23 protein-coding genes are annotated in these 23,877 nt (G+C 36.7%); 18 read left to right on the top strand and 5 right to left on the bottom strand.

Features of this window, described 5'->3' with window-relative positions; all coding sequences use genetic code 11:
* The 3 genes from BCR25_RS20330 to BCR25_RS07365 form a co-directional block, all read left to right on the top strand.
* Positions 1–185: hypothetical protein (locus BCR25_RS20330; RefSeq protein WP_169818996.1), on the top strand; the 185-nt coding region annotated here is incomplete at its 5' end.
* Between the two features lie 385 nt (positions 186–570).
* Positions 571–1,086: an RNA polymerase sigma factor gene (locus BCR25_RS07370; RefSeq protein WP_083242606.1), complete on the top strand. Its 516-nt coding sequence runs from the start codon at positions 571–573 to the stop codon at positions 1,084–1,086.
* Positions 1,086–2,150, top strand: a complete 1,065-nt coding sequence (locus BCR25_RS07365; RefSeq protein WP_069662980.1) for a DUF4179 domain-containing protein — start codon at positions 1,086–1,088, stop codon at positions 2,148–2,150. The genes BCR25_RS07370 and BCR25_RS07365 overlap by 1 nt, the downstream gene beginning before the upstream one ends.
* A gap of 114 nt (positions 2,151–2,264) precedes the next feature.
* Here BCR25_RS07365 and BCR25_RS07360 read toward each other — a convergent pair whose 3' ends face one another.
* The 5 genes from BCR25_RS07360 to BCR25_RS07340 all read right to left on the bottom strand — a co-directional run bounded on the left by BCR25_RS07360 (position 2,265) and on the right by BCR25_RS07340 (position 8,050).
* Positions 2,265–3,689: a glycoside hydrolase family 1 protein gene (locus BCR25_RS07360; protein WP_069662979.1), complete on the bottom strand. Its 1,425-nt coding sequence runs from the start codon at positions 3,687–3,689 to the stop codon at positions 2,265–2,267.
* A gap of 94 nt (positions 3,690–3,783) precedes the next feature.
* Positions 3,784–5,682 carry a beta-glucoside-specific PTS transporter subunit IIABC gene (locus tag BCR25_RS07355; RefSeq protein WP_069662978.1) on the bottom strand — a complete coding sequence of 633 codons (1,899 nt, stop codon included), beginning with the start codon at positions 5,680–5,682 and terminating at the stop codon, positions 3,784–3,786.
* A gap of 136 nt (positions 5,683–5,818) precedes the next feature.
* The gene (licT, locus tag BCR25_RS07350) at positions 5,819–6,670 is read right to left on the bottom strand and encodes a BglG family transcription antiterminator LicT (protein WP_069662977.1); all 852 of its coding nucleotides are present in this window, start codon (positions 6,668–6,670) and stop codon (positions 5,819–5,821) included.
* A 355-nt stretch (positions 6,671–7,025) separates the two neighbouring features.
* A complete protein-coding gene (locus BCR25_RS07345) occupies positions 7,026–7,634 on the bottom strand; it encodes a hypothetical protein (protein ID WP_069662976.1) in 609 nt (202 codons plus the stop codon).
* 89 nt (positions 7,635–7,723) lie between these two features.
* Entirely contained in the window at positions 7,724–8,050 is a 327-nt protein-coding gene (locus BCR25_RS07340; RefSeq protein WP_069662975.1) for a winged helix-turn-helix transcriptional regulator, read from the bottom strand.
* Between the two features lie 352 nt (positions 8,051–8,402).
* Here BCR25_RS07340 and BCR25_RS07335 point away from each other — a divergent pair, with 352 nt between their 5' ends.
* From BCR25_RS07335 to BCR25_RS07265, 15 genes are all read left to right on the top strand, one after another.
* Complete coding sequence (locus BCR25_RS07335) at positions 8,403–9,671, top strand: RidA family protein (RefSeq protein WP_069662974.1); 1,269 nt, start codon at positions 8,403–8,405, stop codon at positions 9,669–9,671.
* A 146-nt stretch (positions 9,672–9,817) separates the two neighbouring features.
* Positions 9,818–10,141: a hypothetical protein gene (locus BCR25_RS07330; RefSeq protein ID WP_069662973.1), complete on the top strand. Its 324-nt coding sequence runs from the start codon at positions 9,818–9,820 to the stop codon at positions 10,139–10,141.
* A 131-nt stretch (positions 10,142–10,272) separates the two neighbouring features.
* Complete coding sequence (locus tag BCR25_RS07325; RefSeq protein WP_069662972.1) at positions 10,273–10,911, top strand: helix-turn-helix domain-containing protein; 639 nt, start codon at positions 10,273–10,275, stop codon at positions 10,909–10,911.
* 189 nt (positions 10,912–11,100) lie between these two features.
* Positions 11,101–11,748 carry a TetR/AcrR family transcriptional regulator gene (locus BCR25_RS07320; RefSeq protein WP_069662971.1) on the top strand — a complete coding sequence of 216 codons (648 nt, stop codon included), beginning with the start codon at positions 11,101–11,103 and terminating at the stop codon, positions 11,746–11,748.
* A gap of 81 nt (positions 11,749–11,829) precedes the next feature.
* On the top strand, positions 11,830–12,087 hold the full coding sequence (locus BCR25_RS07315) for a hypothetical protein (RefSeq protein ID WP_069662970.1): 258 nt from the start codon (positions 11,830–11,832) through the stop codon (positions 12,085–12,087).
* Positions 12,088–12,140: 53 nt separating this feature from the next.
* On the top strand, positions 12,141–12,344 hold the full coding sequence (locus tag BCR25_RS07310; protein ID WP_245792295.1) for a hypothetical protein: 204 nt from the start codon (positions 12,141–12,143) through the stop codon (positions 12,342–12,344).
* Between the two features lie 203 nt (positions 12,345–12,547).
* Complete coding sequence (locus BCR25_RS07305) at positions 12,548–14,056, top strand: DUF1846 domain-containing protein (protein ID WP_069662969.1); 1,509 nt, start codon at positions 12,548–12,550, stop codon at positions 14,054–14,056.
* Between the two features lie 233 nt (positions 14,057–14,289).
* On the top strand, positions 14,290–14,865 hold the full coding sequence (locus tag BCR25_RS07300; protein WP_069662968.1) for a TetR/AcrR family transcriptional regulator: 576 nt from the start codon (positions 14,290–14,292) through the stop codon (positions 14,863–14,865).
* Positions 14,866–14,880: 15 nt separating this feature from the next.
* Positions 14,881–15,621, top strand: coding sequence for an SDR family NAD(P)-dependent oxidoreductase (locus BCR25_RS07295; protein ID WP_069662967.1), 741 nt, complete (start codon positions 14,881–14,883; stop codon positions 15,619–15,621).
* Positions 15,622–15,770: 149 nt separating this feature from the next.
* The gene (locus BCR25_RS07290) at positions 15,771–16,775 is read left to right on the top strand and encodes an NADP-dependent oxidoreductase (RefSeq protein WP_069662966.1); all 1,005 of its coding nucleotides are present in this window, start codon (positions 15,771–15,773) and stop codon (positions 16,773–16,775) included.
* A gap of 321 nt (positions 16,776–17,096) precedes the next feature.
* Positions 17,097–17,951 (top strand): BglG family transcription antiterminator LicT, encoded by an 855-nt coding sequence (gene licT / locus BCR25_RS07285; RefSeq protein ID WP_069662965.1) that lies wholly within the window; start codon positions 17,097–17,099, stop codon positions 17,949–17,951.
* 236 nt (positions 17,952–18,187) lie between these two features.
* The gene (locus BCR25_RS07280; RefSeq protein WP_069662964.1) at positions 18,188–20,053 is read left to right on the top strand and encodes a beta-glucoside-specific PTS transporter subunit IIABC; all 1,866 of its coding nucleotides are present in this window, start codon (positions 18,188–18,190) and stop codon (positions 20,051–20,053) included.
* A gap of 15 nt (positions 20,054–20,068) precedes the next feature.
* Positions 20,069–21,541: a glycoside hydrolase family 1 protein gene (locus BCR25_RS07275; protein ID WP_069662963.1), complete on the top strand. Its 1,473-nt coding sequence runs from the start codon at positions 20,069–20,071 to the stop codon at positions 21,539–21,541.
* A 497-nt stretch (positions 21,542–22,038) separates the two neighbouring features.
* Positions 22,039–22,299, top strand: a complete 261-nt coding sequence (locus tag BCR25_RS07270; protein ID WP_069662962.1) for an SPASM domain-containing protein — start codon at positions 22,039–22,041, stop codon at positions 22,297–22,299.
* 208 nt (positions 22,300–22,507) lie between these two features.
* Positions 22,508–23,704, top strand: a complete 1,197-nt coding sequence (locus BCR25_RS07265) for an MFS transporter (protein ID WP_069662961.1) — start codon at positions 22,508–22,510, stop codon at positions 23,702–23,704.
* Positions 23,705–23,877: the final 173 nt, after the last annotated feature.

Here is a 23,877-nt window from a genome sequence, read left to right as displayed (position 1 = left end):
TAGAAATAGGAGAAAAGTTTAGGTTTATACGAGGAAGAGATGATGGGTATTACCCGATAGGCTTAAATGAAGGCTCGTGGATCAATAAAGAACACCAAAAGGTGTACAACTCCGGCAATCAATTTATCGATGAATACGATGGAAGCGCACCTGGGTTATACGAAGTAGACACAAATAAAATATAGAACTGAATAACACAAGATCTCAATCTAAAATGTTTCCAGATTGAGATCTTGTTTATTTGATTATCAATATTTAAATAGGTAAGATTGCTTATTTTCCAACATTGATTATTAAAGAATTTTTGTATTGTCCAGAGCTTAAACACAACAACCATTTAATTTATTCTAAAATATATATGCTTTGACAGGTCAAATATAGTCGGTAGGAAAGCTCTGGTCAAGCTAACTTATGCTCTGAAATGACAGGGAATTTAAACGAAAGGATAAAAATAAAACTGTATATATGAATTCAGCTGTTTTATAATTTTGATGCAACCATTTCCGTTTTTATAGACTCTAATAGATAGAAGATTTAAATTAATTGTTGGAGATGAAGGGAGCATTCGACTTGGCAAATTATGTGTTTTTAGTTAAAAAGGCTCAAAAGGGAAATCAAGAAGCATTTATTCAATTGATTCAAGAGTATGAAAAGGTACTTTACAATATGGGAAGACGATTTTTAAAGAATGAACAGGATATAGCAGATGTACTGCAAGAGACCGTGATTATAGCTTATCAAAAAATAGATCAGCTTAAAAATCCAAAATACTTCAATACTTGGCTGTGTCGAATAATGATTAATCAATGCAAAAAAATAGTAAGTGCGGAAGCCTATTTTGATATAGAGGACTACCAATTTCCAGTGAATAATCAAGAGGTAGAGCATTTGGCTATGAATGATTTGCTTGTTGGACTAAATCCAATCTACCGAATTCCGCTTGTGTTGTATTACTATAATGGATTTACAGTGAAGGAAATCAGTGAAATTTTAAATGAACCTTCTGGCACGATCAAATCTCGCTTAGCTCGAGGGCGAAGGTTACTGCAAAAAGAATATATTGAACCAGAAGGAGGAGTAGTTTAATGAATAATTTTGAAAAAGAATTGCAAGAAACATTGCAAGAAACTCAAGCGGTTTCTAAAGAAGCTCGTCAAGCTTTTGATATGGCGTATCAAAAAATCTCTCAAGAAAAAAAGCGAGTAAAGCCTAAGAAAAAGCGTATTTTTCCTTTAGTTATAGTTGCAGCAATTCTACTATTAGGGTTTTCATTGGCCTTCACTCCTATCGGTAAAGCAGTGACTAATTTTTTACGTCTAGATCAATTTACTTCTAAGTCTCTTCGGAACGATGGATTTATTACAAAACAAAGTACAAAGGCAGTAAATGAAGAGATTGAAATCAAGCTAAATGAAGTTTATGCGGATCAAAATGAAATTGGGTTGCATTTTACGATTCAGTTTCCCAAACAATCAAAATTCACTGATAAAACGCTCGAATATTATGGGATTAACTTTGCGTTAAAAAATGGAGACGGTCGTTATCTAGTCGATTTTAAAAGTGGGTTGTCAGAAGTACAAGAAAATCTGAATTTATTCTCTTCAATTGTGCCTGATTCTCATTTTGATCATAGTACGAATCAATTAGAACTGACCTATCGTCTAAAGGCAAGTGCGGGTGATGTTCCTCCGCTAGAAAATGCGGTAGTTGTAATTACTCGTTTAACGGCAATGTATCCTATTGATGATACTCCAGGATTTCATGAGGGAAAAGAAGGAGAAACCTTTGAAAAGCTAGAAGGACTTTGGGAATTACCTATCGATACGTCAAAAATTAAATCATTTGATGCGCTTGAATTTACACCGACTGATCCTGCAAGATCAGAAACAGTGTCCGGATTGGTTTATCCAAACTCATTTGTATTGACAACCAGTGATGATAAGTTTACGGCAATGATCGATCCAGATGATATTTGGCTTCAAGCAGTAATCAATGGTCAAGAAGAGCGTTACTTGGCAAGAGAATTTAGCTCTGTTGAAGAAGACGGAAAAGAGTACTATCAGATAATTTTTGATTATCCAGGATATGATCAAGCGGATCTGCTAACATTCCATTTTGGTGATACAGAAATCGAATTTAAGCGTCAATAACCAGAGATCAAAAAAATTCATTGACTTTCTAGACCGATAAATAGATAAAAACCTGTATAAGCAGCTTGCCTCAGCAAAATACTTATACAGGTTTTTTTATCTAGAGATTAATCATCAAGCCAGATTTTCTCCATTTGATTCAATGACTTGCTTATACCAATAGAAGGACTTCTTCCGGCTTCTTTCAAGTGAACCATTTCCTTCATCATCACGATCAACATAAATGAATCCATAGCGCTTACTCATCTCGCCAGTACCAGCACTGATTAGATCGATACAGCCCCAAGGAGTATAGCCAATCAAATCTACGCCGTCCTCGATCGCCTTATCCATTTCAATGATATGCTGTTTGAAATAATCGATTCGATAATCATCATTGATCGTGCCATCTGCTTCGACTTCATCAAAAGCTCCTAAACCATTTTCGACAACCATTAAAGGCACTTCATAACGAGAGTAAATTTGATTTAAGGTATAACGCAATCCAATTGGGTCGATTTGCCAGCCCCAATCGCTGCTCGGTAAGTATTCATTAGACACGCCGCCAAAAAGATTGCCGCCTGATTTGTCATCGCGTTGATCCAGATCAGCTGCAATACAAGTAGTCATATAATAACTGAACGTATAATAATCGACTGTTCCAGCCTGGAGGATTTGTTCATCCTCTTTGGAGATATCTACTTGAATATTATTTTTTTCAAAGTAACGCTTCATAAAATAAGGATATTTTCCTTTTACTTGAACATCTCCGCAGAAATAATTGAACTTATCATTGATTTGCTGCGTTTTTAATACATCTTCAGGACGACAGGTTTTTGGATACATGGTGATGTACGCCAGCATACAGCCGATTTTGAAGTCCGGATTGATTTTATGTCCAGCACTTACGGCTCTTGCTGAAGCTAGGAACACATTATGCAGCGCTTGGTATTGCTCTGATTCGCTATATTCACGGTTGAATAAACCACTGATACGCAAGCCATGTTCCATCGTACCAAAATTGATTTCATTGAACGTCAACCAATACTTAACCTTATCTTTGTACCGTTTAAAAAGAGTTGTTGCATAACGTTCATAAAAACTGATCGTACGTTTATCTAAAAAACCATCATATTTTTTACCTAAATGAAATGGTAATTCAAAATGGGAAATCGTCACAAGCGGTTCAATTCCGTATTTTGCCAGTTCATCAAAGACATCATCATAGAACCGTAAGCCAGCTTCATTTGGTGTTTCTTCATCACCGTTAGGGAAAATACGTGTCCAGGCAATCGATAGTCGATAGACTTTAAAACCCATTTCAGCAAATAAGGCGATATCTTCTTTATAGTGATGATAAAAATCAATCCCCGTATGGCTAGGGTAGTAATAGTTCTCTGTATCGATCTCTAAGTCAAAGGTACGATGAGTACCAGCAGTCCGGCTGCCAGCACGATTATGATCATTGATCGAATCCCCTTTGCCGTCGACATTCCAGGCACCTTCGCATTGATTGGCAGCTGTAGCGCCACCCCATAAAAAATTCTTTGGAAAAGTCATATTTTTGCTCCTTTATCGTTTAAAATAGTGTGGATCAATAAATGAAAACTTGCGGGAAGAAAGAACGCTTATTCCCGCAAGTTTATTTAAGTTGTTAGTTTGAAATAACTGTAGTGATCAATACATCGCCCTGTTTAACAGAGTTTTCAGAAGTTGGGATCACATCAGCATAATCAGGTGTATTTGTTACAATGATCGGTACTTGCGTACTATAGCCAGCTGCTTCGATTTCTTCAATATTAAACGTGACTAATTTATCCCCTTTTTTAACAGCAGCATTTTGCTCTACAAATGATTCAAATCCTTTGCCTTCCAGCTGAACAGTGTCGATACCGATATGGATCAGTACCTCTGTTCCATTATCTGAGATCAAGCCGATGGCATGTTTTGTAGGAAATAGAGTCATGATTGTTCCGTCAAATGGTGCGACGATTTCGCCGCGGCTAGGTTCGATTACAACACCTTTACCCATGATGCCTTCAGAAAATGCTGCATCTCTTGCTTCGCTTAAAGGCAATACAGTTCCTTCTAGTGGAGAAAAAACTTCATCTTTTGCTAATTTCTTTTGTTGACCAGTAGCTGCTAATTTAGCTTCTTCTTTTGATAATTGAATCGTTGGTTCATCGTCTTTAAAGCCTAAAGCCCAAGCTAAACCAAAACCAGCTGCCAGAGCACAAGCATCCAAAATCATATTGTAGATTGCAAATTTCATATTACCATCGGGTGAAATAGTTGCTGTGTATCTAAAAATACCAAGACCGCCCATTTGATAAGCTTCGATACCTAAGCCCATTGCAATGGCACCAGTCACACCACCCACGATACAAGATGCCCAGAAAGGTTTCTTTTTAGGTAAGGTGATCCCGTAAATCGCAGGTTCAGTAACACCGAAGATCCCAGAAATAAAGGCAGGTATAGATAATTCTTTTAGTTTTAGATTTTTTGTTTTTAACATAACTGCCAGAACTGCACCTGTTTGCGCAAACGAGACACTACCTGAACCTGTTAAAAGAGAGGTCGGCTGGCCTTGAGAAAGTGCAATGATCACGAATGGAATCAATGCCCAGTGCATGCCGAACATAACAAGAAGCTGCCAAGAGAATCCGATGATAGCACCGAAAATGATTGGGTTAAAGGCTTGAATTGCAAGTAAACCATTTCCAAGACCATCAGCGACGACATTCATTATAGGGCCGATCACTAAAAAGGTTAACGGAATCGCAATCAATGCAGTGAAAAACGGTACCAAGAACAATTTAACAACATCAGGAATAATCTTTCTTAATTGCTTTTCAAGAAACGCACTAAAGGCTGTTGCGGCAATAATAGGCATTACCGTTGATCCGTAGCCAGCAGCTGGAATCGAGAATGGAATCCCAAAGAAATTCAATCCGCCGGCTTCCGCAAAGGTTGCCGTAGCAGAACCATCAATAAATCCTGTATAAACCAAACTTGAAGCAATCATCATACCTAAAAACGGTGAGCCACCGAATTTTTTCATAGCAGTGTAACCAATGAAGATCGGCAGGAATAAGAATAAGCCATCGCCCATTGCATTGAATACAGCATAGGTTGGACTCGCTGCAAAGCTTGAGCCTAAAGCAAACGCTAGGATCGCATTGACCCCTTTTAGCATACCGGCTGCGGATAAAGGCGCAAGAATAGGTTGAAAAATACCAGAAATCATATCGACGAATCGATCGAATAAATTGCCCTTAGATCCTTCATCAGCAACGGGTTCTAAAACGCCAAGGACTGCATCGACATCTTTACGAACATCAGGGACATGGTTTCCAATAACGACTTGGTATTGTCCACCAGCCTGCATTACAGTAACGACACCATCCATATTTTTTAAAACTTCCGTATTAGCTTTGCTTTCGTCCTTTAATTTGAAACGTAGACGAGTGATACAGTTTGTCAGTGAATTAACGTTTTCTTTTCCTCCGACTTCTTTCACAATGTTTTTTGCAAGTTCTTCATATTTGCCCATTTTCTTTCCTCCAAATGTTTTTTTGTTTAATTTAGAGGTCTCGCCAACTGAATGTCACGATCCATGTCCTTTCCACAGACGGGGGATTGCCAATGCTCCTTTCCTTTTAGAATGTTTATCTTAAGAGAAGCTTCTCTTAATTTCTAGTTTTTTCGATGATCCGAGCTAAGTGGATGGTAATGTAAACTTGTTCATCTTTTGAAATCGTATAATTTCGCCGTGTTTTTAATAGCTCAGCGACTTTTTTTGTTACTTCATAAGCTTCAGGATACTGTGTTGTTACAAGTAAAAACAACTCATTTTCTACCTGATTTTCTTCTTTTTCTGAGGTATTGTTTTTTAAGACACGTTCAGAGAAAAATTTTAAGTGTGTGATAAATCGCTGGAAATAAATGTCATTTTCAACAAAATTGATTTTCAACGTATACTTGATCACAGTCAAAATCTCTTCGATCAGCTGTGTCAAACTAACGGCATCTTCGTGACTATTGTCAATTCCTGCATTTGTGATATGCAGGGCTAGAAAACCAGCTTCATCATCGGTCAAATTTACTGCCAGTTTTTGATTGACGATCTGGATAGCTTTTCTGGCGATTTTTAATTCATTTGGGAAAAAACGTTTGATATCCCACAACAGAAAATTTTTGACTTGGATATTCTTTTTTTCTCGCTGGATCGCTGAGTGTAGATGATCAGCAATAGCGATGAAGGCTATTTCATTTAACTCCTTATTTAAAGTACGGGTAGCGTAGGAAACAATTTCATAGGAAATATTAATGATTTCTTCTGGGATTTCTGAAAACATGCGCTCAATCTGCTCAGATTCAACTCGATTTTCTAATTTAAAGACTTTCTCAACTTTTTCCTCATTGACTTGTGCGCCAGCTTTCATTTGAAAACCTAGACCGTTGCCCATTAGAATAACTTCTTCCTTGTTGTCATTTGTAACGATCACGACATTGTTGTTTAGAATTTTTAAAATCTCCAAATCAGTATTCCCCCCTCAGCCCTATGAAATAGAAAAAACCTAAACAAGCCTTTTTCAGGCGTTGTTTAGGTTTAGCTTAACTTAATAATCACTATCCTATTCACAATGCAAATATACAATATAGAGAAAGCGCTGTCAATGCTTGTTTTAGGAAATAACTCAAAGAATTTGAATTTTCTATATTTTGGAAGAGGATATGATATGGGAGATGAGGTACAAGATTACAATACAATAGATTATTTTTTAAATGTATTTAAAGAATAACCCAATAAGAGTGCACAAATAACGATAAATCGAATTTAAAACAGTAAACATCGTGAAATCTTTGGTTACAATCGATTTCACCTATATAGACCTAATCTGTCGAGGTGATAGTCCAATCTTTAAAAAAGGCTTCAGTACCAATATCGACGAAGAAACCAAGTGCGCCCTTCGCATCCTTACCGTGTTTCATATGTTCTACGACTAAAACAGGTTCTTCACAATCATTTAAATAAAATTCAGCTTTGGCATCAGTAATCACTGCTTTTAAGCTGATCCATTCATCAAGACCAATATCCGCCGGACCTTCAAAATCAGTGATACCTAAATTTCGGAAGTAATCAAAGGTGTATTTAGGATAAGAGAAATATTGAACACCGCGATTTTTTCTGACAGGATCATTGATTCGACCATTTGTGGGTCTCACGTAAAAGGATTCGAAGGCAGTATCATCTTCATTGATTCTAAATGCAATACCAATAAATCCACGTGCAAAATCAGGTGCATCCGGCAATAAGCGACTCAACATTTTTACTTCGATTGTTCCATTATGAAAAACGGAACCAGTTAATTTGGCGTACGTATTTTCATCAAATGCCATCAATTTGTCTTTTTTCACAACTCTTAAAACAGGCTCGTCATTTAGTGTTACATATTCAACAGCGGTATGAACGGCTTCGATGGGTGTTGTTTTACTATTCATCAAAAATTCCTCCTTAAATGCTTATCATCTTTAATGAAAGTATAGTTAATCTTTTTGAAAATGTGAAGTAGGCACTAATTTGTAACTGTCTATCCAAGCTGCTGTTTATAAAACTGCCCCCATTGTCTCATCGATTCAATAACTGGCAGCAGACTTTCTCCTAACGGTGTAAGTTGATATTCGACATGAGGCGGCACTTTTTGGAAATCGATTCGCTCTACAAGGCCATCTAAGATCATTGCGTTAAGACTTTCCGTCAGCACTTTCTGGGAAATACCTGACAATGAGCGCTTTAGCTCCGCATTTCTTTTGGGGCCGGATATGAGATCACGAATGATTAACGTTTTCCATTTACTGCCGATTAATTGAACAGTTGTTGCCACGTCACAAAGCGGCATTTCTTCTTTTTTTATCATTGAAGCTTCGCTCCTAGTCTTTGGAAAAAAATTGTTTACAGATGTTCCTTTTGCATAAAAGAATTGTGTCATGTTTAAAGTGGAAAATCAACTAGAAATAAAAAAATGAGAGCAACAGAGTTATGTAGTTGAAAAACAGGATTGAATTGTTACCGTTAATACTGTAAACTGAAATAAGTGATATAATTTTTGTCAATTTGTCGTAGTTACCGTTGTCAAAGCATGATAGTAAAAAATGAAGCAGTCGTAGAAATGGATTATTTGGCTTATCATGATTTGGAAGCGTTAACATCCCTTCTGCAAATCAAGTTTTTTTATTTGAATGTATCTAAAAGAAAAGAGGAATAGAAAGATGAGTAATGAGAATGTAGTACTAGCAAGGAATACGGAGAAGGCACCGCAAAGCCCCTTATCGTCACAAACTGTCGCTTTTTCCCACTACAATAACCTTTCGGCACAATTGCCGATCGATCCTGTATCGGGTAAATTGGTTGCTGGGGGTATCAAAGAACAAGCAGAACAATGTTTTAAAAATATCAAGGCAATTGTAGAGAGTATCGGTCATGCGATGAGTGATTGTATTAGAGTCTCTATCTTTGTTAAGAACATCACAGATAGCGATGCAGTAGATGATGTGTATACTTCTTTTTTCAAAAGCTATCAGCCTTCAAGAACAGTCGTTGCTGTAGATGCGTTGCCTATGGGAGCGTTAGTTCAAGTTGAAGTGCTGGTTTCAAACGGAGAAGGAACGATTCCCAATGCACCGCAGGCAGGCGATCTAATCAAGTTGACAAACAATACACAACATGCGCCAACTAACGCGTTATCAACACAAACAGTTTCGTTTTCTCATTACAATAATTTGTCAGCACAATTGCCGATTGATCCTAAAACTGGCAGAGTAGTAGCTGGCTGTATCAAACAACAGACAAGTCAATGCCTAAAAAATATCAAAGCGATTTTAGAAAGTATTGATGTACCGCTTGATGATATCGTCAAAATCAATATCTTCCTTAAAGATTTATCAAAAATAGAGGCAGTGAATAAAGTCTATACGACATTTTTCCCAGATTCAGGGATTGCTCGAACTGTGGGCTATGTGCCAGCACGTACTGTGATTGCAGCAACGGATTTACCGATGGGCGCTGCAGTGCAAATCGAAGCCGTAGTCTCTCATGGAGATGGCACGCCACCACAAGCAGTTGAGGATAGACATGGACTGATTATTGAAGCGAATAATACCAATAATGCACCAAAATGTCCTTTCTCAACCCAAACTGTCGCTTTTTCACACTATAATCATCTTTCCGGTCAATTACCGATTGATCCAAAGACAAATGAAATCGTAGCTGGCGGGATCAAGGAGCAAGCTAGACAGTGCTTAGAAAATATCAAGGCAATTATTGAAAGTGTCGATCATCGAATGGAAGATATGGTTAAAGTGAATATCTATGTTAAAGATCTGGAAGACATGGATGCTGTAGATGAAGTCTATGCGAGCTATTTTCCAGATGGTGTACCAGCTAGAAGAGTTGTTGGTGTGTCAGCCTTACAGAAAGATGCATTGGTTCAAATTGATGCAATTGCAGGAAATGCAGAAGGAACACCACCAATCATGTAGTGATCAGAGGCAACTGACAGGGAGTTTTCCATCTAAAAATCAGTTTTAAAGTAAACTCATGACACCTTTGATTCTCAGAGGGCGCATGAGTTTATTGTTCTTTGGTGTATACTAAAGAAAAGAAGATAAGGAAGGAGCGGATCGAAATGATAGGTATATTTTCTTCAATAGATCAACTATTACTATTTCTGGTGGCGTTTGGCATCGTTGTGTTGTTTTTTGCAGTACTTATTGATCGTTCTAACGGCTTGTTTTTAGCTAGAAATCCGCTGAATGTTAGCAGTTATGAAACGACTCCTGAAAATGAGGCAGAAAGAAAAGCAGGCAAGCTATTTGTTTATTGGGCGTATCGTGGAGTGAGTGTATTGATTCCGATCTGTTTGTTTTTGCATAGTGGTATTTTATCGAAGCTCCTGGCAATCCTATTTATTATAGGAAACGTATATCTTTTGACAGTACGAAAAAAATGAAATAGGTTGCTTGATGAAGTGTGGTATTAGATTGTTCCCTTGTACGATGCATTTCAACCTACAGTTGAGTGCAAATTGTTCCTGTTCAACAAATCGTTTATTGAAACTTTCACATCTAAGGGGGTATATTGATGTTAGAGATAGGAAAAAAAATAAAAGAATTAAGACAATCAAAAAAGATGACGCAAAAAGCGCTAGCAGATATTTTGAACGTTACTCCCCAAGCCGTCTCAAAATGGGAACGAAATGAGAGCTATCCAGATATCGAAATGCTAGTGAAGTTGAGCGACTATTTCAATGTTTCTACCGATGAACTTTTAGGAACAAAGAGTCAAAGCGTCTTTGATTCTCTTTATTCAAAGCTGAAGGGGAGAACGCAAATGAGCAAAGTACAAAATCACTCACCAAAGGAACGCTCAAATCGAGAAGAGCAACAAAAAAAGATCATCATCTTTGATATGGCCTTTAGCTTTATTTCAGACAAAGGGCTGATGCAGACGCAGGTTTTAAGTCACAAGCTTAGCTTATTGATGAAGCAGCAGGAACAGGCAATCAACATTGATGTATACAATTCAAAACTGATAGACCGATATGGAGATCAAGCAGATGTTATCTTATTGACACCCACATTTAGTTATGCAAAAGCAGAGCTGGAAAAAAAGTTTCCCGAAACACCAGTCCTGGCTATTTCTAAAAAACAATACGGGATGTTGGATGTTGAAAAATTGTATGATGAGATAATCGGAGTCTTAGGTTCGGTGGGCAGCTAAACAGTATTTTCATAGTAGTATGGACGAATCCTTAAAAGACTTGTAACGTTTTTAAACGATATAAGTCTTTTTTCTATCAAAACATTTTCACAATAAAAAAGTGTTGACAAATCATATCAATGAATGTATTATATAAATATAAACAGACCGACAGTCGGTCTTGGGAAAAATGAGAAAGGAGGTTACCTAGTGAGAGTAGTAAAAGAACATGACGAAAGAAAAAACGAAATCATAGACACAGCAGAAACATTTTTCATCACAAAAGGCTATGATAAGACTACGATCAATGATATTTTGAAAAAAATCGGTATTGCCAAAGGAACATTCTATCATTATTTTAAATCAAAAGAAGAAGTGATGGATGCAGTGATCATGAGAGTAGTTGAAAAAGATGCCGCTATAGCAAACGACATTGCCAAACAAAATGGTGTAAGCGCACTGGATAAGATTCTTCAGTTTTTAATCACACAAGCATCAAGTGAGGATGAACAGAAAAGCGACATACTTGAGCAGTTTTCTAAAGTAGAAAATGCATTGATGAAGCAACGTGCATTAGAGGCAACGATCGAACATATTTGTCCAATTCTGGCGGAAATTATTGAAGCAGGAGTAAAAGACAAAGAATTTACTACACCGTATCCATTAGAAGCGATTCAGTTTTTGATTGCAGGAATTCAATCTTTAGTAGATGAAGGAACAGCGAACCAGACACAAGAAGTGATGGAGCAGAGAGTCCACGCATTCATTGATATCATTTTCAGAGTGTTAGGGATCCATGAAACAAAAGACAACAAAGCAGACGTTATGAAAAAATTTGCATTAATTTTCGAACAATAAACTCAACAAAAAATATGTTGAGTTTAAAAAATAAAACAAAAATGACCGTCGGTCGGTCTATAAAAGAAAGAGGAGAATAATATGAACCACACAAAAACAATCCAAGCAGTAGCACAAAGAAGTTTAGTCGCAAAAGATACATGTGAGCAAGTTTTAGGAGCGTATGAAAAGTATAGTGAGAAGAACATGAGTCGATCTTCAAGAAAGCACATGATTGAGATCACAGCGGCTATTTCAGAAACAACAGGAGTAGAACCAGAAGTCTGTGAAACAGTGATGAGTCACTTTTTCGATTTACTATCTGAAGAAGTAAAGAAGAAAATTCCCTTTGTAAAATAGTTAAAAATAAGACAAATAAAAAATAAGAGAGAAAAGAAGAGGAGAAATTTATTATGATAACAAAACTTATGGTAGCGGCTGGTGTACTTGTATGTTTAGGAATTGTCTCTCAAGGAGTAGAGCGTTCAATCGATAAAGAAGAAGTGAAACACTTTGTAACAGAGCATTTTGAAGAGCAGGATGAAGGAGAAGACTGGATCGATTTTCAAACAGATGATAAAAAACAAGAAACATTTATTGAAAGAATAGGGTTTTAAAAAATAAGAGATCCTTTGTAGGAAATGAATAGAGTATCAGCGAAGACTTAGACATTCTAGGTGTTTGTTGATACTCTATTTGTGATTATTAGCCAATAATGATAAAAAGCTGTTTAAATAGTAAATAATGAACTTCCATATCGTAATCAGCAGCAAATAAGTTTATAATAGATGGCAGTATATAAATATCGGAGGGTTCTCACATGAAACAACTGGGGTTTGATCCACAAAAATACATCGAAGAGCAATCAAAATATATCCTTGAAAGAGTCGATCACTATGATAAATTGTATTTAGAATTTGGTGGAAAGCTAATCGGGGATATGCATGCTAAACGTGTACTGCCAGGCTTTGACGCAGATGCCAAAATCAAGCTTTTACAAAAATTAAAAGATCAGGCTGAGATTTTGATTTGTGTGTATGCAGGAGATATCGAGCGGAATAAAATTCGCGGCGATTACGGCATTACCTATGACATGGATATTTTACGTCAAATCGATGAGTTAAAAGAGTATGGTTTGGCAGTCAACAGTGTGGTCATCACACGCTACAGTGGACAACCTTCTACAAAAATGTTTATTAATAAGTTAGAACGAAGAGATATCAAAGTCTATAAACATGCGGCAATCGAAGATTATCCATCCAATCTCGAAAAAATCGTCAGTGAAGAAGGCTTTGGCAAAAATGAGTACATCCCAACCACTAAACCAATCGTGGTGGTTACAGCACCAGGACCAGGGAGTGGAAAATTAGCCACTTGTTTGAACCAACTTTACCATGAAAGTCGTAACGGAAAGACCGCCGGCTATTCAAAATTTGAAACCTTCCCAGTTTGGAATGTACCATTGAAGCATCCACTAAATATTGCGTATGAAGCAGCAACGGTTGATTTAAAAGATGTGAACATGATCGATTCATTCCACTTTGATAAATACCAAGAAGTTGTTGTTAACTACAATCGTGATGTTGAAACGTTTCCTGTGATCAAACGGATCATTGAAAAAATTACGGGAGAAGAATCGGTTTATCAATCCCCAACAGACATGGGGGTTAACCGTGTGGGCTTCGGGATCATCGATGATGAAGTAGTCAAGGAAGCTTCGAAGCAAGAAATCATTCGCCGTTGTTTTGCGACAGAATGTGACTTTAAAAAAGGCTTGATCGATGAGGAAACAGTCAATCGGATTAAATTGATCATGGAAGAAGTCGAGCTGAAAAAAGAGGACCGAAAAGCCGTACTGCCTGCTCGTCAGTATTCAGAGCAATTAAGAGAACAAACCCAAAGTAACGATACACCGGCTGTTATTGCATTTGAGCTAGCGGATGGCAGGATCGTAACTGGGAGAACCAGCAATTTAATGGATTCTTGTTCATCGGCTATTTTAAATTCAATTAAAATGTTAGCAAATATTTCAGATGAAATTTTATTATTATCTCCAGTGATCCTTGAAACGATTCAAACAATGAAGAAGAAGGACTTACACAGCAAAATAACTGCTTTGAAAGCCAATGAAATCTTGATTGCTTTAGCAATTAGTGCCGTTACGAACCCAACAGCGCAACTAGCTTATGATAAATTATCCGAATTGAATGGGGTACAGGCGCATTCTACGGTTATGTTGAGTAAGAATGATGAGCAAACATTAAGAGAGTTAGGCTTGGATATTACGAGTGATGCAGTTTATCCTTCTGAGAATTTGTATTATATTTAGGGTGTGCAATGATCCACTAAAAAACGGGCATCACTCTGCTTAAAACGATTCAACTTATTGATTCAAAGGCTAAATTAAAAGACAAAACACTAAGAATAGCGGATAATTTCATCAGTTGATGGGGCTACCGCTATTTTATTTTTTAAGCTGAAGCAACGAAAACTATTTACTTTAGTTCAGTAATTTGTTAATATGAGAATGATCGTTCTAGAAAAGGTGGGAGGCAAGAATCCATGGGAAGAGTAAAAGAATTTGATGAACAAATTGTTTTAGAGAAAGCTATGCAGCTCTTTTGGGAAAAAGGTTACGAGAAAACCTCTATGCAAGATTTAGTTGATTATATGGGTATCCATCGTCGTAGTATTTATGACACGTTCGGGGATAAGCATGAACTATTTTTGAAATCACTTGATTGCTATGAACGTAGACTAAATGGAATCATCAATCAACAAGTGACACAGAAAATGACAATTCATGAACAGCTGGAAACACTATTTTTAATTACCTTATCTGTAAATGATGAGAATCCCAAAGGCTGTCTGATTGTTAATACAGCAACAGAATTATCTTTATTGGATCGAGCAATAGAAAACAAAGTTCAAGAAATATTTAAAAAAAGTGAAATGTATCTTTATCAGTTGCTGATTGAGGCTGAAGCAAAGGGAGAGCTAGCTAGAAACCAGCAGTTGCCAGAGTTAGCAAGTTATTTACATAATGCTTGGGTTGGTCTTAGAGTGTTAGTGAAGACCACGAATGATCAAGCAAAATTACAGTCGATCGTAAAAACGACATTGTCGATAATAAAATAGAAAGAAGGAAACGAATTGAACAAAAAGTATGTAGTCATTACAGGAGCCAGCTCGGGGATTGGTTATGAAACAGCTTTAGCTTTTGCAGAAAAGAAAAAGCACATGATACTAGTAGCAAGAAGAAAAGAGCAGTTATCAGCATTACAAAAAAAGATTCAAGAACAATATCCTGAATTGGAGATTATTATAAAAGTTAGTGATTTATCAAAAAAAGAAGAGGTTTATGCATTATACGATGCACTAAAAATATATGAAATCGAAACATGGATCAATAATGCCGGAGTAGGAACGTTCGGCGCATTAATTAATAATGAGTTGAAACAAATCGAGCAGTTAATCCAAGTCAACATAGAAGCGACGACTATTTTATCCATACTCTATGCAAGAGACTATGCCAATAAACCTGGAGCACAACTTATCAATGTCTCATCAGCGATGGGCTATGTGATTGGACTAGGGAATGTTGCATATTCCGCTTCAAAATTTTATGTGAGTGTTCTGACCGAAGGCCTTGCTGCTGAATTGAAAAACGCGACCTTAAAAGCAAAAGTTTTGGCACCAGCGTATACTGACACTGCATTTATCCAACAATCGAGTGAGAAAAAATCAGTAGCTACGAATATTCAGCTACGTTCACCGCAGGAAGTTGCAACTTACTTACTAGCACTTTATGAAAGTGAGCATATTTTAGGGATTGTTGATGAGAAAAACCAATTTACCTTAAGTGATGCAAGGTTTCCAGTATTTTCTCTATAATTTTTTTAAATTTATTAGAACGATCATTCTAATAAAGCGTCCTTTGGTGAGCTATAGAAAACCGTTTATCCAAGCGAAAGAGAACATAAATAGGCAATAAAGGCAATTAATTTTACGAAATATCAAACAAGAAAGTAGGAAGCGAAAACATGAAAGCAGCTCAAATTAATAAATATACTAAAGAAATCCACGCTCAAATCAAAGAAATACCAATTCCGGAAATTTCAGACACACAAGTATTAATAAAAGTAAAAACGGCGGCTGTAAATCCATTAGAAATGTTGAACATCACTGGAGCAGTAAAACTGATTCAAGAGTATCAAATGCCTTTGACACTGGGAAATGAATTAACAGGTGTCGTAGAGAAAGTTGGCAAAGGTGTCGAAGATTTTAAAGTCGGAGACGCAGTGTATGCGAGATTACCAATTGATCACATTGGCGCTTTTACAGAGTATGTTGCTATCGATGCTCAGGCTATTTATTTTTTACCTAAATATTTAGATTTTGTTACAGGAGCAGCCGTTCCATTGACTGGTTTAACAGCGTATCAAGCTCTTCATGAAAAATTAAATGCCCAACCAGGACAAACCGTTTTTATCTCAGGTGGTTCAGGCAGCTTTGGTCAGCTGGCCATACCGATTGCCAAATCAATGGGCTTAACCGTAATCGTTTCAGGAAACGCAACAGCTAAAGAAAGAACATTAGCTGTTGGTGCAGATCGCTTTATTGACTATAAAACAGAAAATTATTGGGAAGTGATAGAGCCAGTCGATTTTGTGATTGATACTTTGGGCGCTTCAGAATTTGAACGGGAATTATCGATCATTAAACCAGGCGGTCGTTTACTGAGCCTCAGAACAGGACCGAATAAAGACTTTGCTGTAAGTCAAGGTTTACCGAAATGGAAACAATTTTTATTTGGTTTAGCCGGTTCAAAATATGATAAAAAAGCAAAGGAAAAAAATGTCGAGTATCAGTTCATTTTTGTTCGAGCAGATGGGAAACAATTGGAGCAGGTATCAAAGATTATCGAGAAAAACAATATAGTTCCTGCAATCGATCCGTCAGAATTCCGGTTGGAAGATATCAATCAGGCGTTAGAGTTAGTTGCAAAAGGTCATCCACAGGGGAAAGTAGTGATAAAATTTGACTAATGAAATAGTTAAAGGTTATCTAAAAAACCAGTTAGATAAGCTGTATGAAACAAGCTGGAAAAGGATACCAAGTGCTAAGTAAACATGGAATGTGAAGGCTATTCAAAAAAATAAATCGATGGTTATGAGACTTAAAGGGAGAACTCTTTGAGTCTTTTTTTATGTTGCAAGAATTGTAATAAATAAAAAGGCAAATCGTCATGAAAGGTGTACTTAAGCGAAAAAACGTATTCTCATAAAAAAACACCCCCTTTCTTTTTCTCGTTTCATAGCGTAGAATAGCAAATTGAAGAAGCCAGTCAAAAATGAGGAGGTTAAGTCATGAGAATATATAAAATATTAAACAACAACGTGATCATCACAAAAGATGAGCATGAAATAGAACATGTGATCATGGGTAAAGGAATTGGATTTAAAAAAAGTGCAGGAGAAACATTAGATATAACAAAAGCCGACAAAATTTTTCATTTAGAGGATGCTGGCTTGCAACAACATTTTAATTCACTTAGTAATGAAGTACCTTATCCAATTCTAAAGGTAACAGAGGAATTTATTGATATCGCCAAGAAAAAGCTAAAGCAGAAATTAAATGAGAGCTTGCATGTATCTCTTGTGGATCATATTTTTCATGCGCTAAAAAGACATCAAAATGGACAAGCAATCACCAATTCGTTGATTTGGGAGATCAATCGCTTATACCCAAATGAATTTGAGCTGGCAAAAGATTTACTAGATATGCTTGAGCAGGAAACAAAGGTTCGCTTGCCAGATGATGAGGCAGGTTTTATTGCAATGCATTTGATCAATGCAGAAATGAATGAAGAAATGAATACCACCGTTGCAATCACGAAAGAAGTTTCGGCTATTTTAAAAATTGTGAAATATCATTTAGGGATCGAATACGATGAAGAGTCATTGAATTTTTATCGTTTTTTGACGCATCTGAAGTTTTTTGTACAGCGTATCACCAATGGAACGTTACTCGACAGCGAAGATCATGACCTGTATCTATTAATGAAAAAGAAGTACCCATTAGCGTATGATTGTGCAAATAAAATTGCAGAGTATGTGTATACGACTTTCCATCTGGATTTAACGTCTGAGGAAATGCTGTATCTTGTGATTCATTTAAAACGTTTATATACGAGAGAGAAAACACTTTCAAAAAAGGATTGACTTCCATTTTTGAAAATGCTATCATTTGAGACAGATAAATAAATAACGTATCAGGTTAGTGGATTGTGACTGTTCGGCAGGCGACACCTAAACTTTTACTAAGGAATTGCACACAGGGGTAGTGTATGCATTTTTTAGTAAAGGTTTAGGTTTTTGTTTTGCCAAAAATAGATCCGGAACTATTTTAAACCAGTTGAAAACAACCTTTTGCAAGTATGTTCTTAGGAGGATTTATCATGGATACGAATCAATTAGCAGAAAAAATATTAAAAGAAGTCGGTGGCGAAGAAAACGTACAATCACTCGTTCATTGTGCGACACGCTTACGATTTAAATTGAAAGATAGAACGATTGTGGATAAAAATGCTGTGGAAAGTATTCCCGGTGTTGTAACGGTAATGGAAAGTGCTGGACAATTCCAAGTGGTGATTGGCAACACAGTGCCTGAAGTGTATGAGGCGATTGGAAACATTTCAAATCTAACTGGTGATCAGACCAGTTCAGATAATAGTTCAAATGAAAATGAAACGATTTTTGGTAAATTTGTAGATATGATTTCCAGCTTATTTACGCCTTTACTTGGTGTGATGGCAGGAGCAGGGATTTTAAAAGGGCTACTTTCTATTGCTACGACGACAAAATTGATCATCCCTGAAACGTCGACGTATATCATTCTAAGTGCAATTGCGGATAGTTTGTTCTACTTCTTGCCCGTTTTACTAGCAATTACAGCGGCAAGAAAATTTAAAGCCAATGTCTTTGTTGCTGTAACGATTGCAGGTGCTCTGGTTTATCCAACGATTATTGGGTTGGCAGAACCAGGAGTATCGGCTGATTTCTTTGGAATTCCAGTGGTGATGGTGAAATATACGTCAACAGTTATTCCGATTATTTTGTCTATTTACGTCATGAGTATTTTAGAGAAATTCCTGAATAAACGTTTGCATCAAAGTATTAAAAACTTTATTACACCAATGATTCTGTTGGTTGTAGTGGTACCTTTAACGTTAATGATTTTTGGACCATTCGGCGTATATGTAGGGAATGCGATTGCGGATGTGTTGATCACAGTGATTAATTTTAATCCGATTATTGCGGGTGCCTTAATTGCAGCTTCATGGCAAATTCTTGTGATGTTTGGTTTACACTGGGGTATCGTGCCGGTGATGATGAACAATATTGCTACAATGGGGAAAGATCCTCTGAAACCAAGTGTGGCGATTTCTGTATTTGCACAGGCTGGTGCTGTTTTAGGTGTGATGTTGAAGACCAAGAACAAAGAATTTAAAGCATTATCAGCTTCTGCTGTTGTCACTGCTTTATTTGGAATCACAGAACCAGCTGTTTATGGTGTGACATTAAGATTAAAACGTCCGTTTATTATTGGTGTGATTTCAGCCGCAGTTGGTGGCGGTATAGCTGGTTATGCAGGTAGTATGGGATATGCAGCCGGTCCATCTAGTATTTTAATGATTCCAGCTTTTTATGGACCAACAGGAGAAGGCTTTGTCGGCTTCTTGATCGGTATTGCCGTAGCATTTGTTTTGGCGGCGGTTTTAACTTATTTCATCGGATTTGAGGATATTCCAGAAACAACAACAGGAACAAACGAAGTATCGACAGCAAAAACAGCAACACATGTTGGCGTAAAATCAGAAATGATCAGCAGCCCACTAACGGGTGACATTGTGCCACTAGAAAACATTAATGACAAAGCGTTTGCTTCAGGAACATTAGGGCAAGGCTTAGCGATTTCCCCAACCAAAGGAGAAGTGGTTTCACCAGTCAATGGCACAGTGACTATGGCCTTTGCAACAGGACATGCGGTTGGTTTAACTTCAGAAAATGGTGCGGAAGTATTGATTCATATTGGTTTAGATACCGTTCAATTAGACGGGAAACACTTTGAATTAAAAGTAACACAAGGCCAAACTGTAAAAGCTGGCGATCCGTTGGTCGTATTTGATATCGAAGCCATTAAAGCAGCTGGCTTTGACGTAACAACACCAGTTATTATCACGAATACAGCAAATTATGAAGATGTTGTAGTCAGCGATCAAGCACAAGTGGATACAAGCGATCGTTTGATTACATTATTATAAAAAGGAGTGGCATTTATGACACAAGAAACTATATTTCCAGAGAATTTTTTATGGGGCGGCGCGATTGCAGCTTGCCAAGCGGAAGGAGCATACGGTCAGTATGGTCGTGGTATGGCCGTTTCAGATATTTCCTTTTTCGATAGTCAAATCGATCGTCAAGATTTAGCCAAGCATCGTAATGTCACAACAGAAAAAATTGAAGAAGCGATGAAAGATCCGAATACAAAACGATATCCTAAACGTCGTGGAATCGATTTTTATCACCGTTATAAAGAAGATATCGCCTTATGTGCGGAAATGGGCTTTAAAGTGTTCCGTTTTTCAATGGCTTGGAGTCGTATTTTCCCAACAGGGGAAGAGGTAAAACCGAATCAAGAAGGACTGGATTTCTACGATGCTGTTTTAACTGAAATTGAGAAATATGGCATGGAACCACTTGTGACCATCTCTCACTTTGAAATGCCTTTAGCACTTGTGAATAAATACAAAGGCTGGACAGATCGTAAAGTCGTTGACTTATTTGTTCGCTTTGCGGAGTGTTTGTTTACGAACTTTGGGCAACGAGTGACTTACTGGATTTCATTTAACGAAATTAATGCAGGACGTTTTTCAACCTTTAAATCTACAGGTGTCGTAGCAGATAAAACCGATAATTATATCCAAGATTGCTATCAAGCAGTCCATCATCAATTTGTTGCAGCAGCACTTGTTACCAAACGATTGCATGAAATCAATCCCGCTGGCAAAATGGGCTGTATGATCGCACGTTTTACAACGTATGCGGCAACCTGTAAGCCAGATGATGTCTTACAAATGATGCATGACGATCAATATGACAACTTCTTCTATACAGATGTGATGCTTCGTGGGGCTTATCCTGGCTATATGAATCGCTTCTTTAAAGAAAATGGTGTTTCAATCGTTTGGACAGACGGAGATAAGGAATTATTAAAAGAGTACACCTCTGATTATTTAGCATTTAGTTACTATATGTCGAATGTGTCGAGTGCACAGCCAGATGAAGGTGAAATGACAGATGCCAACTTGAAGAAAGGACTAAAAAATCCTTATCTAGAAAGTTCTGCCTGGGGCTGGCAAATTGATCCTAAAGGGTTGCGTTATACGTTAAATAATCTATATGATCGCTATCAAGTGCCTTTATTTATTGTAGAAAATGGCATCGGTGCCGAAGATAAAGTAGAAGCTGATGGAAGTATTCATGACACCTACCGCATCGATTACTTACAAAAACATCTTGTGCAAATGAAAGAAGCTTTGATTGATGGGGTTGATTTAATTGGGTATACGACGTGGTCTTCGATTGATATTGTTTCTTCAGGTACTTCTGAAATGTCAAAACGTTATGGTTTTATCTATGTCGATCAAGACGATGACGGTAATGGGACGTTGGCGCGGAGTAGAAAGGATTCGTTCTATTGGTATCAAAAAGTGATTCAGAGTAATGGATCAGAGTTGCCAGTTTCGTAAAAATAGAATATTTAAGCACCATACGCAGATTGGATGATTGCGTATGGTGCTTGTTTGTTAAAGTCTTTACTCGATGTTAGTACTTTGTTTGTACCCTATCTATTAAGAGAGTTAGGCTTGGATATTACGAGTGATGCAGTTTATCCGTCTGAGAATTTGTATTATATTTAGGGTGGTTATGATTAAATTAAGTTTTAGAGAAGTGACGGTATATCATTCTGAGGGATGATTTGAATTACCTTTAATGAAAAGACAAGTAGTTGGATAGTCAATTACTTGTCTTTTTTTTGTTCGATGTTTTTTTGAATGTTTTTAAGTCATTGTGATAAATTTAACGATAAGAGTATTTTCATTTATTAACTTTGTGGTAAGATTAGTTTATATTCATTGGTAAACGGTGTGGATAAAATGGAAAAACAGGAATAAACACAAGTGTGGCTACTGCTCTAATAGCGCAGCCTATCGAGGAAATAGAAGAAAAAATGAGATAGGTAACTGTGGCAGGTTATAAAACATTAAAGAACCAACCAAACATGATGGTAACGCCTTGTGCCATGATGCAGTTGAACATTGGCAATTTGAAGCGAGAATCATTTAAAACAATTTTAATTAAAAGTTTCAAGTTGTTTTCAAAATTAGCGTTTCCGGATTCAAAACAGTGTTCTACATGTTCAGAAGAAAATTATTATAAAGGATATATTTCAGAAGCCATTATAAGAAAAGATTCAGTTAGTGTATGTAACTGGAAAGTGAAATAGTAAGGGATATTGTGTAAAATTATTTGATCTTGTATATGAGATTTATAAAAAGATTTAGTGGTGAAAAATAAGATGGTACTATCAGTGGTAGTGTATCATTATGAGGAGAATCCGTTTATGAATAGTTAAAATTACTTTACTTTGAAAGAATTAAGAAAAAATCAAAGAGACAAATTTCTGTTTCTCGATAAGTAAAGGTGAGAAAAAAATGGAAAAAAATAAAGCGTTCAAAAAGCTGGTTATCGGTCAAATGTTTGCGAATATTGGCGATATTATATACACAATTGCTGTCGTGAGTTCGGTTTTTACCCTAACAAATTCTGCGTTAGCTGCTTCTTTAGCACCAGTTATTATGACTGTTGGGACAGTATTTTCCGGATTGTTGACACCGGTTTTAATTAATTATGCTACATTGACAGAAGTTTTGCGGAAAACGCAATTGTTTAAAACATTTATATTAATAGGATTAGCTGTGTATTTGAACTTAAAAGTAAATAATGAAAATCTGTTCTTTTTATATACATTTATTTTTAGTATTTCTTTTTTAGATGGTTGTGCAGAGCCAATCACCAGGGCACTTATACCTCATTATGCTGAAAAGTTTTATTTGATACGTGCGAATAGTATTTTCAGTACAATGCTTCAAATTGTTAGTATTGGCGGTTGGGCAGTGGGCTCTTCTTTATTGATACTTTTCTCTATTTCAGGCCTGATTTGGATCAATGTTGGTATCTTTGCTATTGCTACTTTAGCTTTTTGGTATTTACCAACCGTTTCTACGACTGATAATGCTGATGAAAATAGATGGAAAAACTTGATTTCTGGATGGCAGGAAATACGCAAACAACCTATTATATTTACAATTGTGAGTATGGATATACTTGAGAGTATTGCAAATACGGCGTGGATTTCAGCCGTTGTATTGGTTTTTGTGAAAGATGTTTTACATGTTTCAGAGAATTGGTGGGGCTACATTAATGCCACTTATTTTCTCGGCGCTGCTTTGGGAAGTATGCTTGTATTTTATTTAAATGTAATGGTCGATAAAAATAAATCTAAAGTAATAGTCATCAGTTCGATCCTAGGCGGAGTTATTACATTACTCGTTGCTTTAGGAGGAAATCCACTTCTTATTTTAGTCTATTCAATTCTGATAGGTATTTTTTTGCAAGTTAAGAATATCCCTCAGGCGACGATCTTACAACAGAAGGTTGATAGAAATAAATTAACATCTGTGTATGCTGCAACAGGTATATTAAATACTGCAACCTTCTCTTTATCGTCATTATTGATGGGGGCTGTAGCGGATACGTTAGGTGTGAATATTGTTTTTGTCTTTTCAGGAATACTACTATTTGTAGTTGCTTTTATAGCGAGAAATAAAAGGAAATTATTAGATGAGTAGACAAAAGGAGTAAACTGTCAATTCAGCTAATAGTAATGAAGCTAGTTTATAGAATTATAAGTGACTATTATGAGATCTGAAGGGAAGTCTGCCTCAGGTCTCTTTTCTTGTTGAAAAAGATTGTATTAAATGAATAAAAAAGGGAACCTGATAAAAAACGTCTGTTGATCCTA

This window comes from Enterococcus termitis, assembly GCF_001730305.1.
In the GTDB taxonomy this organism is placed as follows: domain Bacteria; phylum Bacillota; class Bacilli; order Lactobacillales; family Enterococcaceae; genus Enterococcus_L; species Enterococcus_L termitis.
The sequence above is the reverse complement of the archived record's forward strand: the minus strand, read 5'-3'. Positions and strand labels throughout refer to the sequence as shown.

Coding starts and splice junctions, on each gene's coding strand:
- BCR25_RS07365 (WP_069662980.1), top strand. CDS start 1,086: ATGAATAATTTTGAAAAAGAATTGCAAGAAACATTGCAAGAAACTCAA.
- BCR25_RS07360 (WP_069662979.1), bottom strand. CDS start 3,689: ATGACTTTTCCAAAGAATTTTTTATGGGGTGGCGCTACAGCTGCCAAT.
- BCR25_RS07355 (WP_069662978.1), bottom strand. CDS start 5,682: ATGGGCAAATATGAAGAACTTGCAAAAAACATTGTGAAAGAAGTCGGA.
- BCR25_RS07345 (WP_069662976.1), bottom strand. CDS start 7,634: ATGAATAGTAAAACAACACCCATCGAAGCCGTTCATACCGCTGTTGAA.
- BCR25_RS07340 (WP_069662975.1), bottom strand. CDS start 8,050: ATGATAAAAAAAGAAGAAATGCCGCTTTGTGACGTGGCAACAACTGTT.
- BCR25_RS07335 (WP_069662974.1), top strand. CDS start 8,403: ATGAGTAATGAGAATGTAGTACTAGCAAGGAATACGGAGAAGGCACCG.
- BCR25_RS07330 (WP_069662973.1), top strand. CDS start 9,818: ATGATAGGTATATTTTCTTCAATAGATCAACTATTACTATTTCTGGTG.
- BCR25_RS07325 (WP_069662972.1), top strand. CDS start 10,273: ATGTTAGAGATAGGAAAAAAAATAAAAGAATTAAGACAATCAAAAAAG.
- BCR25_RS07315 (WP_069662970.1), top strand. CDS start 11,830: ATGAACCACACAAAAACAATCCAAGCAGTAGCACAAAGAAGTTTAGTC.
- BCR25_RS07310 (WP_245792295.1), top strand. CDS start 12,141: ATGATAACAAAACTTATGGTAGCGGCTGGTGTACTTGTATGTTTAGGA.
- BCR25_RS07305 (WP_069662969.1), top strand. CDS start 12,548: ATGAAACAACTGGGGTTTGATCCACAAAAATACATCGAAGAGCAATCA.
- BCR25_RS07300 (WP_069662968.1), top strand. CDS start 14,290: ATGGGAAGAGTAAAAGAATTTGATGAACAAATTGTTTTAGAGAAAGCT.
- BCR25_RS07290 (WP_069662966.1), top strand. CDS start 15,771: ATGAAAGCAGCTCAAATTAATAAATATACTAAAGAAATCCACGCTCAA.
- licT (WP_069662965.1), top strand. CDS start 17,097: ATGAGAATATATAAAATATTAAACAACAACGTGATCATCACAAAAGAT.
- BCR25_RS07280 (WP_069662964.1), top strand. CDS start 18,188: ATGGATACGAATCAATTAGCAGAAAAAATATTAAAAGAAGTCGGTGGC.
- BCR25_RS07275 (WP_069662963.1), top strand. CDS start 20,069: ATGACACAAGAAACTATATTTCCAGAGAATTTTTTATGGGGCGGCGCG.
- BCR25_RS07265 (WP_069662961.1), top strand. CDS start 22,508: ATGGAAAAAAATAAAGCGTTCAAAAAGCTGGTTATCGGTCAAATGTTT.